This window comes from Streptomyces sp. CO7, assembly GCF_053474865.1.
Window position 1 is genome coordinate 1,126,000 of sequence record NZ_JBRIOU010000004.1, and the last position, 12,570, is coordinate 1,138,569.

Sequence of the window (12,570 nt, forward strand, 5' to 3'; positions counted from 1 at the left end):
CCAGGGTAGAGCAGGCCGCCCGAACGCCCGGAGCCGCCCCCTCCACAGGGGCGGCTCCGGGAACATCAAGGGCGGTGCGTCAGCCGACGTCGGCGTAGGAGTGCTTGCCGGAGACGAAGATGTTGACGCCGTAGTAGTTGAACAGCCAGCACCCGAAGGCGATCAGCGCCAGGTAGGCGGCCTTGCGGCCCTTCCACCCCGCGGTGGCCCGGGCGTGCAGGTAACAGGCGTAGGCGATCCAGGTGATGAACGACCAGGTCTCCTTGGGGTCCCAGCCCCAGTAGCGGCCCCAGGCGTCGCCCGCCCAGATGGCGCCGGCGATGATCGTGAACGTCCACAGCGGGAAGACCGCCGCGTTGACCCGGTAGGCGAACTTGTCCAGCGAGGAGGCCGCGGGCAGCCGCTCCATGACCGAGGTGGCGAAGCGGCCCGGCTTGCCGCCGCCGGCCAGCTTGGCCTCGTAGGAGTCGCGGAACAGGTAGAGGACCGTGGAGACCGCCGCCACGTAGAACACCGCGCCGCAGAGGATGGCGGTGGAGACGTGGATGTACAGCCAGTACGAGTGCAGCGCCGGGACCAGCTGGTCGCTCTCGGTGTAGAGGACCGTGACGGCCAGGCCCAGGTCCAGCAGGACCACGGTGACCAGCGGCAGGCCCATCCAGCGGACGTTGCGGCGGAAGGCCAGCAGCGCCAGGTAGACGCCGACGGCCACCGTGGTGAAGGTGATGTTGAACTCGTACATGTTGCCCCACGGCGCCCGCTGCACGGACAGCGCGCGGGTCAGCACGCCGCCGAAGGACAGCAGGAAGCCGAGGACGCTGAGCGAGACCGCGATCCGGCCGTACAGGTCGCCCTGCTCGTCACCGCCGTGGGCGCCGGGGCCGTCCGGGACGTCGGCCCGGGAGGCGTCCGAGGAACGGACGACGACCTCGGGTCGCTCCAGCACCGCGGTTCCGCCGGCCTTCTTCACCGTCACGGCCGGGGCGGACGCGGCGTTCTTCCGCGCACCCGCGCCGCCCGTGAGCGCGGAGGCCGTGCGGGCCACCTTGCTGCGGCTGCCGAAGGTCCACTCGGCGATGTAGGCGAAGAAGGCCAGGGTGTAGACGGCCATCGCGGAGTAGATCAGCACGTTGCTGATCTGCGCGAGACTTTCGTTGGTCGTGGCGGCGAGCGTCGTCACTTGTCAGCCCCTTCAGGGGAAGGTTCGGGGGAATCTGCGGGGTCCGGCGCGGAGTCGGACCCGAGGTGCGGTGCGGTCTTCGACGCGTGGTCGGCCGTCGGGTCGGACGCGGAGTCCGGCACGGCGTCGGACGCGAAGTCCGGTTCGGTGCCGGCCCCGGAGTCCGGTTCGGCGTCGGACGCGGTGGGCGCCCGGTCGTGGACGAGCCCGACCAGCTCGCCCAGCTCCTGCGGCAGCCGGGCGGACTCGCTGCGGCCCAGGCCCGCCATCTCGACGACGGTCACCCCGTCCTCACCGGCCGTGGCGCGCACCCAGACGCGGCGGCGCTGGATGAACAGGGAGCCGGAGAGACCGGCGATGGCGACGAGCGCGCCGCCGAGCGCCCAGCCGCCGGCGGGCTGCCGCACGACCTGGAAGTTCGCCCACTCCTTGATCTCCTTCTCGAAGGTGATCGAGCCGGCGCCGCCGGGCAGCTCCATGGTCTCGCCCGGCAGCAGCATCTTGCGGAGGATGTCGCCGTTCTCGTCCTTGAACTGCTTCAGCTTCCGGTCGTCGAGCTGGTACACGTTCTGCGGGATGCCCGAGTCCACGCCCAGGCTGCCGTGGAAGCCGGCGACCGCGAGGACCGGGAAGTCGAGCGCCGGGAACTGGGAGAACATCGTCCCGCTGCCCTTGCCGGCGAAGGTCGGCACGAACACCGTGGAGAAGCCGAGCTGCTCCTCCTTGCCCTTCGGGTCCCGGTAGCCGTCCAGCACCTTGACCGCGCCCTGCGAGGTGATGTTCTGGTCGATCGGCAGCATCGGCACCGGCTGGGAGAAGACCACCTTCCCCTTGCCGTCGCGGACCGTGACCACCGGCGCGTAACCGTGGCTCGTCAGGTAGACCTTGGAGCCGCCGACCTCGAGCGGCTTGTTGACCTGCACGACCTTCTTCTTCTCCGCCCCGTCGACGCCCTCGCGGTAGGTGAGGGTCGCCTCGTAGGTGCGCGGCGTGCCGCGGTTGGGGCCGGAGGGGGCGAAGGTGGCGCGGAAGTCGTCCAGGTCGAAGCTGAACGGTTCCAGGTCGTCGTAGGAGAAGAGGCTGCCGGCCCGGAAGTCGTCGTACTGGACGGGCGTGTTGGCGAAGCCGTCGCCCTCGACGATCAGCTTGTTGCCCTCGGACTTGAACAGCTCGCCCCAGCCGAAGGCGACCAGCATCACGATCAGCGCCAGGTGGAAGGCGAGGTTGCCCAGCTCCCGCAGGTAGCCCTTCTCCGCGGCCACCGCGTCGCCGGTCGTGTGGGCGCGGAACCGGCGGCCCTTGAGGACGCCGAGCGCGGCGCCGCGCACCTCCTCGGGGCTCTTCGCGGTGCGCCAGGTCGTGTACGCGGGCATCCGGTCCAGCCGGCGCGGCGCGCCCGGCGGACGGCCCCGCAGCTGGCCCACGAACTGCCAGGTGCGCGGCACGATGCAGCCGATCAGCGAGACGAACAGCAGGATGTAGATCGCGGAGAACCACACCGAGCTGTACACGTCGAACATGCCGAGCGCGTCGTAGAGCGGCGTCAGCGTGGTGTGCGCCTCGCGGAACTCCTCGACCTTGATCGGGTCGACGCGGTTCTGCGGGATGAGCGAACCGGGGACGGCGGCCAGCGACAGCAGCAGGAGCAGCAGCAGCGCCGTCCGCATCGAGGTCAGCTGACGCCAGAACCAGCGCACCCAGCCCGTGACCTCACGGCCGGTCCAGGTGATCCGTCCCCACGCGCCCGGGGCGCGGCGGCCGCCGAAGGAGCCGGGCACGGCGGTCGACTCGACCGGCGCGGTGGACAGCCGGGTCCCGGCCTCGGTGTCGCCGGCTTCGCCGGTCTTCTCGCCGGTCGTCCCGGTGGTGGTCTCGCTCATGGATCAGATCCCCGGTGTGAAGCCAGTGGTCCAGGTCTGCAGCTGCTGCACGAGCAGGTCCCAGACGCCGGTGAGCAGGAGCACACCGGTCACGATCATCATCGTGCCGCCGATCCGCAGCACCCAGACGTAGTGCCGCTTGACCCAGCCGAAGGCGCCCAGCGCCTTGCGGAAGGCGATCGCGGCCAGCACGAACGGAATGCCGAGGCCCAGGCAGTATGCGACCGTCAGGATCGCCCCGCGCCCGGCGCTGGCCTGTTCCTGCGACAGCGCCAGCACGGAGGCCAGCGTCGGGCCGATGCACGGCGTCCAGCCGATGCCGAACAGGGCGCCCAGCAGCGGCGCGCCCGCCAGCCCGGCGGCCGGCTTGCGGTGGAAGCGGAACTCCCGCTGGGTCAGCCAGGGCATCAGCCCCATGAAGAAGACGCCCAGCGCGATCATCAGCACACCGAGCACCTTGGACAGCACGCCGCTGTACTCCTGCAGCGTCGCCCCGAAGTAGCCGAAGAGCGCGCCCGTGGAGACGAACACCACGGTGAAGCCCAGCACGAACAGTGAGGCCCCGGCCGCCATCCGGCCGCGGCGGGCCTCCGCCAGGTCGGTGCCGGTGACCCCGGTGACGTAGGAGAGGTAGCCGGGCACCAGCGGCAGCACGCAGGGCGAGAAGAACGAGACGAGACCGCCGAGCACCGCGACCGGCAGGGCCAGCAGCAGGGCCCCGTTCAGCACGGTGTCCGACACGTCCACGGCAGCAACGTCCACGGCGAGGAGCGTCACGTCACTTCTCCGCCAGCACCGGGTCGAGCATCTCCCGCAGCCTGTCCTCGCTCAGCGGCTGCATCGCCCGCGCCGCGATCTTCCCGTCCCGGTCGATGACCAGGGTGGTGGGGATCGCCTGCGGGTTGAGCGTGCCCTTCTCGAAGCGGAGCAGCAGCCGGCCGGTCGGGTCGTACAGGCTCGGGTACTCGATGCCCTCCTCCTCCTCGAAGGCGAGGGCGGGCTGGGTGGAGGTGTCGCGGGTGTTGATGCCGACGAACCGGACGCCCTGGTCCTTGGTCTCGTCGGCGACCTTCACGAAGTTCTTGGCCTCGGCACGGCACGGGGCGCACCAGGAGCCCCAGACGTTCAGGACGACGACGTCGCCCTTGTACTCGCCGGTGTCCAGCTGCCCGCCGTCCAGCGTCTCGCCCTTCAGGCGGGGCGCGGCCTGCCGCTCGCCCTTGGCGACGGTGGCGATGCCGTTGGTGCTGGTGACGAAGTTGGTCCCTCCGCCGCCTGCGGCGGAGGCGCCGCCGTCACCGTCCGAGCCGCACGCCGACAGCAGCAGAGCGGCGGCGGCAGCGGTGGCCGCCGCGGCCTGGGCGCGGCGGCGGCGGTGCGCACGAGGCTTGTGGCCAGTCATGTGAAAAGTTTCGCATGTCCGTTCCGGGGATCTTGGGGACCCCCCTGCGGCCCGCGAACCCCCACGTCGGCGGGGGTGCGCGGGCCCTGGCGACGGCTAGGCGCCGAACGCCTTCTGTCCGCCCTTGACCGGCTTGGCGCCGGCCAGCAGGTGGGCCGGCACCAGGTCCCGGGCCGGCTCGGTGTAGCCGACGGCCACGATCCGGTCGCCCTCGTAGGTGAAGGAGGTCAGCGAGGCCAGGGTGCACTCGCGGCGCCGCGGGTCGTGCCACAGCCGCCGGCCCTCGACCGCGGACCGCACGATCCAGATCGGCAGCTGGTGGCTGACCAGCACCGCCTCGTGGCCCCGGGCGGCGGCCGCGGCGGCGTCCAGCGCCGCGCGCATCCGCGCCACCTGCGCCTCGTACGGCTCGCCCCAGGACGGCTTGAACGGGTTGAGCAGGTGCTTCCAGTTGCCGGGCCGCTTCAGCGCGCCGTCGCCGACGCCGAAGGTCTTGCCCTGGAAGACGTTCTCCGCCTCGATCAGCCGCTCGTCGGTGTCCAGCTCCAGACCGTGCGCCTTGGCGATCGGCGTGGCCGTCTCCTGCGCCCGCTCCAGCGGGGAGGCGCACACGTAGGTGACGTCCCTGGGCGCGAGGTGCTCGGCGACCCGGTCCGCCATCTTCCGTCCCAGCTCGGACAGGTGGTAACCCGGCAGCCGCCCGTAGAGGAGCCCGGTGGGGTTCTCCACCTCGCCGTGGCGCATCAGGTGGACGACGGTGACGTCCTTCTGCGCGCCCGCGTCCTTCTTCTCCGCGCTCATGCCGTGGCCTCCGCGGCGGCGCGGGCGGCGGCGGGCAGCGCGTCGGCGATCCGCTCCAGGGCACGCTCGTCGTGCGCCGTCGACAGGAACCAGCTCTCGAACGCCGACGGCGGCAGGTAGACCCCGCTCGCCAGCATCGCGTGGAAGAACGCCGTGTAGCGGAAGGACTCCGCGGCCTTGGCGTCCTCGTAGTCGTGCACCGGGCGGTCGGTGAAGAACACCGAGAACATGTTGGAGGCCTTCTGCACGGTGTGCGCGACGCCCTCCTTGTTCAGCGCGTCGCCGATCAGCGCCTGGATCCGGGCCGAGGAGTCCGCCAGCTTCTCGTAGGCGGCGTCGTCCAGCAGCCGCAGCTGGGCCAGGCCCGCGGCGGTGGCGACCGGGTTACCGGACAGGGTGCCCGCCTGGTAGACCGGGCCGGCCGGGGCGAGGTGCGCCATCACGTCGGCACGGCCGCCGAACGCGGCCGCGGGGAAGCCGCCGCCCATCACCTTGCCGAAGGTCATCAGGTCCGGGACCACGCCGTCGACGCCGAACCAGCCGGCCTTCGACGTGCGGAAACCGGTCATCACCTCGTCGGAGACGTACAACGCGCCGTTCTCGGCGCACAGGTCCTTGAGCCCCTGGTTGAAGCCGGGCAGCGGCGGGACGACGCCCATGTTGCCGGGCGAGGCCTCGGTGATCACGCAGGCGATCTCACCGGGGTGCGCGGCGAAGGCGGCGCGGACCGCCTCCAGGTCGTTGTAGGGGAGCACGATGGTGTCGCCGGCCTGCGCGCCCGTGACGCCCGGGGTGTCGGGCAGCGCGAAGGTGGCGACGCCGGAGCCCGCGGCGGCCAGCAGGGAGTCGACGTGACCGTGGTAGCAGCCGGCGAACTTGACCACCTTGGCGCGGCGGGTGAAGCCGCGGGCCAGGCGGATCGCGGACATGGTGGCCTCGGTGCCGCTGGAGACCAGGCGGACCTGCTCCAGCGGGGCGACCCGCGCCACCATCTCCTCGGCGAGCGCGACCTCGCCCTCGCCGGGCGTGCCGAAGGAGGTGCCGCGGGTGACGGCGTCCTGCACGGCGGCGATCACCTCGGGCCGGCCGTGGCCCAGGATCATCGGGCCCCAGGAGCAGACCAGGTCCACGTAACTGCGGCCGTCGGCGTCGGTGAGGTAGGGGCCGCTGCCGGAGACCATGAACCGGGGCGTGCCGCCGACGGCGCGGAAGGCGCGCACCGGCGAGTTCACACCACCCGGCGTGACGGCTGCCGCTCGGTCGAACAGCGCCTGCGAGGCAGGGGCTTCGTAGGGGTAGGACGGAACGGTCATGCCTGCGGCTTCTCCGGATCTCCGACTGCGGTTACGGGGGACTCCCACAGGGTAGGCCAGCGGTCGTGACCCGACCCCGTGGCACGGGGGTGGGCGGCCGGCCCGGCCCTCCGGGGCGTACCGGCCCTGGTCCGGAGATAACGGAGCGTGTTCTGCCCCCATCTGCGAGACTGTGACGAGAACCCCGTGCGCGTTCCTCCTTCCGGGTCTTCTCCTGTGTACGTTTCGTGGGGCGGACGTGGGGGAGGTCACTGTCACGATGAACGGGTGATCGGGTTGCGCGGCGGGGGCGACGCGTCCTAGAACAGCAGTCGGGTGGAGATATGCATCGCGGTGGCGGACTGGGCGAGGGGACTGGCGACATGGGTCCTCGGCGTTCCCGTCGGGGCAGGCACCGGCGCGAGGCGGACGAGACGACGACCGAAGCGGCCGAGGCCGCGGCCCGCCGGGCGGGCGCGCAGAGTGACGGCGCCGAGAAGCCGGCGGGACCCGTGGCAAGGAGCAGCCGGTTGGGAGTGACGTACAAGTACTTCGGCGCGCCGAGCGGCGCGGCGGCCGCCCGCGTCCCCGAGACCATGCGCCCGGAGGAGCTCGGCGGCGACGAGCTCGGCATGGGCGGCCTCTTCACCCGCATCAAGCCCGAGACGGTGGCGGCGATGGTCCTCACCGGCATCGAGGGCGTCCCGCTGAACAAGGTCCCCCCGCTCGAACTCGTCGTGCTGCGCCCCCAGTACGCGGTGGTCAAGCTGCCCATGACCACCGTCGACCCGCTGCGCGGCATCGGCGAGGAGGCGGTCGGCGCGGCCGCGTTCATCTGGTCCACGGTCCCCGACCGCGGCGGCCCCCGCGACGCGTTCAACGTCTACCAGCTGCTGCACGAGTGGCAGGACTTCAGCCACCGCCTCCACGAGGCGGGCCACCAGCCGTACTGCCTGGTCTGGCCCTGACGGGCGGAAACCTCCGACGCGGAAGGGGTGCGCGGGGCCTGCGGGCCCCGCGCACCCCTTCTTCCCGTCGGGCCCGGGTTACTGGATCGTGCCCTGCAGGACGGTCTCCGAGACGGTGGTGGCCCCGGTGGTGGTGACACCGGAGGCGGAGCCGAGCAGGCGCACGCCCGGGGACATGGCGCCGCCCACGTGCAGGTCGGCACGGCCGTCGCCGTTCACGTCGCGGAGCAGTACGCGGGAAGGTCAACGGGACGGCCACGCTGACGTGCCGTCGGCGTAGCCTGCGTGCGGACCATGTGACCCGCACGCCCCCGTGATGGTTGTGGCTCAGAGCCGTGCGCCCGCGTTCCTGCGCCGCGTGACCAGCACTGCGCCGCCGCCGAGCACGACGGCGGCCGCGCCTGCGGCCCCCACCAGCCCGAGGGCCCGGTCGCTGCCGGTGGCGGCGAGGTTGCCGGTGGTCTGCCCGCCGCCCTGCGGCGACGCGCTGGTGCCGCTGTTCGACGGGGACGGCGTCACGCTGGGCGAGGCGGACGGCGAGGGCGTCTGCGAGGGGGTGCTCGTCCCGGCGGGCAGGACGACGAACTCGTAGGTGTCGCCGTTGTGGAAGCAGGTGTCGTCCGCGCCCTGGTACAGGGCCCCGCCCACGGCGAACGACTCGTCGGACTGGGCGCCCGCACGCACGCGGACGCGGAGGTCGGAGACCAGGGCCTCACCCGCGGCGACGTCCTCCGCGTAGCCGCCGAAGCTGGCGGTGTCGCCCTCCCAGCGGAACTCGTCCGTCCAGCCGCCCTCGTCCAGGTACTCGACCTCGGCCGCGCCCAGCTCGATCGACACGTCGAACCAGACCCGGTCCAGTTCCTTGCCGGTCCGGTTGGTGACGGTGAGGCGGAACTCGTCCCAGCCGGATCCGGCGACGTAGGTGGCGGGCAGGCCGGTGATCTTGGTGCTCAGGCCCTTGTCGATCCCCCGCTTCTCGCAGAGCGGGTACTCCTCGCCCTCACCCTCCTCCTCGCCGTCGCCCTCGGCCAGGTCCTCGACCCTGCCGGTGAGCTCGTCCTCGCCCGGGGCGGCGGGCGCGGTGGGCGTCCCGGTGGTCTCCGGCGACGTGTCGCCGCCACCCGTGGCCGGCGTCCCGCCGTCGGTGGCGTCGCCTCCCGCGGCGGGTTCCGTGGTTGCCGCACCGCCGCTCTCCGGGGTCCCGCCCACGGACTGGCTCTGCGAGGCGGACGGTGTCGGGTCCTCGGCGAACGCCGCCGGCGCCGACAGCAGGGTCAGCGGTGCGACGACGGCGGTGGCCGCCGCGACGGCCAGGGCACGGCGAACTCTCATGGGAACCTCTCGCGGGTCAGGAGGGCGGCCACCGCGTCCGGGACTCGGGCATGGCCAAGGGTTTCGCGGTGTGTGACCCGTTTGCCCCGGACAAGGTTGTACGGCAGGACCGACGGATACCTCACCTCACCTGCCCGCACCCGTCATCTGCCCGCACCCGCGGACCCCGGTGGGGAACGGCCCCAGCGCCGCGGATGGTCCACGCCGACCGGCTTGCCGTACTTCGCCGTCTTCCACACGTTGTAGAGGGAGGGCAGCACCGACAGTCCGAGCAGGAAGGACCCGATGGTGGAGAGGGTGTCGAGCGCGGTGAAGCCGTCGGCGGCCAGGTAGCCCGCGTACCGGCGCGGCATGCCTTCGGCGCCCAGCCAGTGCTGCACCAGGAAGGGCAGGTCGAAGCCGGCGGTCAGCGTCCAGAAGGTGACCTTGCCGGGCCGCTCGTCGACCCCGTCCCAGGGCCCTGGGAACCGTCGCCGGACAGCGAGAGTCCCTGGCCGGCGGGGCCCCAGGGGCCCGGCCGACCAGGGACTTCGGTCCCTGCGAGGTGGACGCGCGGCCTGACGAGCACCCTGGACGCGGCGCCGCCGGGTCGCCTAGAGCGCGGGTGCGGGCGGCTCCTCGGTGGTCCTCAGCGACGGGGCGTCGTCGGACACCGGCACCTTCACCCACACCGCCTCCGATGGCACACCCCGCCCGTCGACCGCGGTGAGCATGTACCAGCCGGGCGGCACGAGCGACGGGTCGTCGGGCAGCGTGACCTTCACCCGGCCCCGCTGCTTGGTGAACTCCACCGCCACCGAGCGCTGTTCGACATTGGTGACGTGGGTGAACGCGCCCGGGCGGATCAGCCGCATCTTCTCGATCCGCGCGGCGTCCGGGCTGGCGTAGGTGGTCGACGCGCCGAGCTCGACCGTCCGGCGCGATTCCTCGCCCTCCCGCAGCCGCGGACGCTGCCCGCCTTGGTGCAGGTAGGGCGGGGTCCAGATCTCGATGCGCTGGTCGAAGACGGCCGGCTTGGAGTCGGCCTTGTCGGAGAAGAGCGAGTCGGAGCCGAAGGTCATGACCCGGCCGTCCGGCAGCAGCAGGCCTCCCGAGTGGTAGTTCCGCCCCACCAGCGGCTCCGCCGCCTCGCTGAACCGGTTGCTCGCCGGGTCGTAGACCGCCGCCTTGAGCACGTTGCTGTCGCCCTTGCCGCGGTAGTCACCGGAGCCGTTGGTGACCAGGACGGTGTCGTCGGGGAGGATCACCGCGGACGGGTAGCGGGCCTGGGCGTACAGGTCGGGCCCGGAGACGAACGCCGGCTCCTTCGCCTTCAGGTCCACCAGCCCGGTCCGGTCGGTGGATTTCGGGCTCTCGCCCACGCCTCCGCCGCCGATCACCATGTAGCGCTGCTTCTGCGCAGGCGGCAGCAGCACCGACATCGAGGTCTCCAGCAGCTTCGGGTCCTCGAGCCCGGGCACCTCGGTGAAGGCGCCGCTCCTCAGGTCCCACAGGCCGGGTTCGCGCCCCTTGTCGGCCGGTCCGTACCCGGCGTTCGACCCGGTGTAGAAGATCTTCCCGCCCTGGGCCAGGAAGAGCGCCGGGTAGGTCGGGAAGAAGCGGGACTTGGGGACGAACTCCCAGTCCTTCTTCTTCGGGTCGTAGACCTCGTTCTTGCCCGGGACCACCTGCCCGATCTCGTCCAGCCCGGAGACGGAGAGGACCTTGCCGTCCTCCAGCGTGGTCAGCGTGGGGTACCAGCGGGCCTCGTGCATCGGGTCGACCTTGATGTACTTCTCGGCGACCGGGTCGAACTCGTAGGCGTCCTTGATCCCCTGGAAGTCCTTCTTGTCGAAGGAGAGCTTCTGCGCGATCCCGTAGACGTTGCGCTTCTCGGCGCCCTTCAGCCCCTTGATCCTGTACTGGTCCTGCGAGCCGGTCTGGTGCTGCGGACCGTCCTGGGTCGCCTCCACGTAGACCCGCGCCGAGGAGGCGGTGACGGTGGCCTTCCCGGTGCCGGGGTCGATCTCCTTCTTCGCGCGCGGCACCACCAGGCTCGCCCGGGAGGCGAAAGTCTTCCCGCTCTCCTTGCCGGTGAAGAGGGTGCCCTCGGGCAGCGTCTTCGGCTTATCGGGGTTCTCGTTGTAGACGATCATCAGGCCGCCGGCCCGTTCGACGTCGCCCTTCAGCGTCTCGTACCGCTGGGTGCCGCCCGCCACCAGCAGGTTGCCGCCGGGCAGCTGGGTGTGGCCCGCGCAGAACAGGTCGCTGGGCGTCTCCACGTTCTTGAACGTGTTGCGGACCGGATCCCACACCACCGTGCGGAAGGTCTTCGCGTCGAACATCTTGGCGTTGTTGCCTGACCCGGCGATCAGCAGAACCTTGCCGGTGCTCAGCAACGCGGCGTGGATCGTGTTGATCCGGAACCGCTCCGGGACGTCAACGATCTGCCAGTGACCGTGGTCGGCCTTGTACGACGTCTGTTCGATCAGGTGGGCGTGGTAGGTCCGGGACGCGAAGTCGTAGACGGCGGGGGCGTTGAGAGCGGCCAGGACCAGCACTCCCGCGGCGCCGAGAACGGTCCGGCGGGTCCGCGGACGGCTGTTCGTATCTGCCATGGAGGTGACTTCCGGAATCGGTTGCGCTGACGTTCGCTGGATCCCCGCCCCTGCAGCTCATCTGATGGATCATCAGATGTTGAGCAGCTGGGAAGATCGTAGGAACATCCGCCACTCACACCGGGCAGCGAAACGCCACGGAGAGTCACGACCCCCTCGTTCGGCGGTGCGGTCGCCGCGGCTCCGGCGGGGCGACCGCGGGGGGAGACGCGGCGTCTGCGGGGCGCCGTCGCATCGCGGGCACAACGCGACGGCGCCCGTCCACAGGGTGTGGACGGGCGCCGGGAGACCGCCGTGGCCGGTTACGCGACGTGACCCGCGAGCGGGAGCGGGGTCACCGCGTGGCCGCGGCGGTCACAGCTCGCGGTGCACCTTGGTGTTGGAGGCCTGGGCGCGGGGGCGGAGGACCAGCAGGTCGACGTTGACGTGGCTGGGGCGGGTGACCGCCCAGGCGATGGTGTCCGCGACGTCGTCCGCGGTCAGCGGCTCGGCCACGCCCTGGTAGACCTTGGCGGCCTTCTCCTGGTCCCCGTGGAAGCGGGTCAGGGCGAACTCCTCGGTCTTGACCATGCCGGGCGCGACCTCGATCACCCGCACCGGGGTGCCGACGATCTCCAGCCGCAGGGTCTCCGCGAGCACGTGCTCGGCGTGCTTGGCGGCCACGTAGCCGGCGCCGCCCTCGTAGGTGCCGTGCCCCGCGGTGGAGGACACCACCACCACGGTGCCGTCGCCGCTCGCGGTGAGCGCGGGCAGCAGGGCCTGGGTGACGTTGAGGGTGCCGATAACGTTCGTCTCGTACATCGTGCGCCACTCCTGCGGGTCGCCGGTGGCCACCGGGTCCGAGCCCAGGGCGCCACCGGCGTTGTTCACCAACACGCCGATCGTCTTGAAGGCGGTGGCGAACTCGTCGACGGCGGCGCGGTCCGTGACGTCGAGGGCGTACGCGGTGGCGGAGTGGCCCGCCGCCTCGATCTCCGCCGCGAGCGCCTCGATGCGGTCCTTGCGGCGGGCGGTCAGCACCACGCGGTACCCGGCCGCCGCCAGCTGCCGCGCGGTGGCGGCACCGATGCCGCTGCTCGCGCCGGTGACGACGGCGATACGGGAGGCGGGGGTGGGGG

11 protein-coding genes and 1 pseudogene are annotated in these 12,570 nt (G+C 71.8%); 1 reads left to right on the forward strand and 11 read right to left on the reverse strand.

The features are described from left to right. Window positions 1-79: 79 nt before the first annotated feature. The 6 genes from ccsB to hemL form a co-directional block, all read right to left on the reverse strand. Complete coding sequence (ccsB, locus tag ACOV8S_RS18005) at window positions 80-1,111, reverse strand: c-type cytochrome biogenesis protein CcsB (protein WP_448318903.1); 1,032 nt, start codon at window positions 1,109-1,111, stop codon at window positions 80-82. A 65-nt stretch (window positions 1,112-1,176) separates the two neighbouring features. Then, complete coding sequence (gene resB, locus ACOV8S_RS18010; protein ID WP_448318790.1) at window positions 1,177-3,060, reverse strand: cytochrome c biogenesis protein ResB; 1,884 nt, start codon at window positions 3,058-3,060, stop codon at window positions 1,177-1,179. Between the two features lie 3 nt (window positions 3,061-3,063). Further along, on the reverse strand, window positions 3,064-3,822 hold the full coding sequence (locus tag ACOV8S_RS18015) for a cytochrome c biogenesis CcdA family protein (RefSeq protein WP_448318791.1): 759 nt from the start codon (window positions 3,820-3,822) through the stop codon (window positions 3,064-3,066). A 16-nt stretch (window positions 3,823-3,838) separates the two neighbouring features. Further along, window positions 3,839-4,462 (reverse strand): TlpA family protein disulfide reductase, encoded by a 624-nt coding sequence (locus ACOV8S_RS18020; RefSeq protein ID WP_448318792.1) that lies wholly within the window; start codon window positions 4,460-4,462, stop codon window positions 3,839-3,841. A gap of 96 nt (window positions 4,463-4,558) precedes the next feature. Next, window positions 4,559-5,263, reverse strand: a complete 705-nt coding sequence (locus tag ACOV8S_RS18025; protein ID WP_448318793.1) for a histidine phosphatase family protein — start codon at window positions 5,261-5,263, stop codon at window positions 4,559-4,561. Then, window positions 5,260-6,576, reverse strand: a complete 1,317-nt coding sequence (gene hemL / locus ACOV8S_RS18030; protein WP_448318794.1) for a glutamate-1-semialdehyde 2,1-aminomutase — start codon at window positions 6,574-6,576, stop codon at window positions 5,260-5,262. The genes ACOV8S_RS18025 and hemL overlap by 4 nt, the downstream gene beginning before the upstream one ends. Window positions 6,577-6,899: 323 nt before the next feature. Between hemL and ACOV8S_RS18035 the strand changes: the two genes are divergently transcribed. Then, a complete protein-coding gene (locus ACOV8S_RS18035; RefSeq protein ID WP_448318795.1) occupies window positions 6,900-7,523 on the forward strand; it encodes a hypothetical protein in 624 nt (207 codons plus the stop codon). Between the two features lie 78 nt (window positions 7,524-7,601). On the opposite strand, the gene ACOV8S_RS18040 is transcribed toward ACOV8S_RS18035, so the two are convergent. The 5 genes and pseudogenes from ACOV8S_RS18040 to ACOV8S_RS18060 all read right to left on the reverse strand — a co-directional run. After that, the gene (locus ACOV8S_RS18040; RefSeq protein ID WP_448318796.1) at window positions 7,602-7,742 is read right to left on the reverse strand and encodes a hypothetical protein; all 141 of its coding nucleotides are present in this window, start codon (window positions 7,740-7,742) and stop codon (window positions 7,602-7,604) included. 108 nt (window positions 7,743-7,850) lie between these two features. Then, complete coding sequence (locus tag ACOV8S_RS18045; RefSeq protein WP_448318797.1) at window positions 7,851-8,855, reverse strand: hypothetical protein; 1,005 nt, start codon at window positions 8,853-8,855, stop codon at window positions 7,851-7,853. A 173-nt stretch (window positions 8,856-9,028) separates the two neighbouring features. Next, window positions 9,029-9,301: pseudogene (locus ACOV8S_RS18050) on the reverse strand (cbb3-type cytochrome c oxidase subunit I); the annotation flags it as partial. A gap of 147 nt (window positions 9,302-9,448) precedes the next feature. Beyond that, window positions 9,449-11,452, reverse strand: coding sequence for a galactose oxidase-like domain-containing protein (locus ACOV8S_RS18055; protein WP_448318798.1), 2,004 nt, complete (start codon window positions 11,450-11,452; stop codon window positions 9,449-9,451). 354 nt (window positions 11,453-11,806) lie between these two features. After that, a partial coding sequence (locus ACOV8S_RS18060; RefSeq protein WP_448318799.1) for an SDR family NAD(P)-dependent oxidoreductase occupies window positions 11,807-12,570 on the reverse strand: 764 nt, incomplete at its 5' end.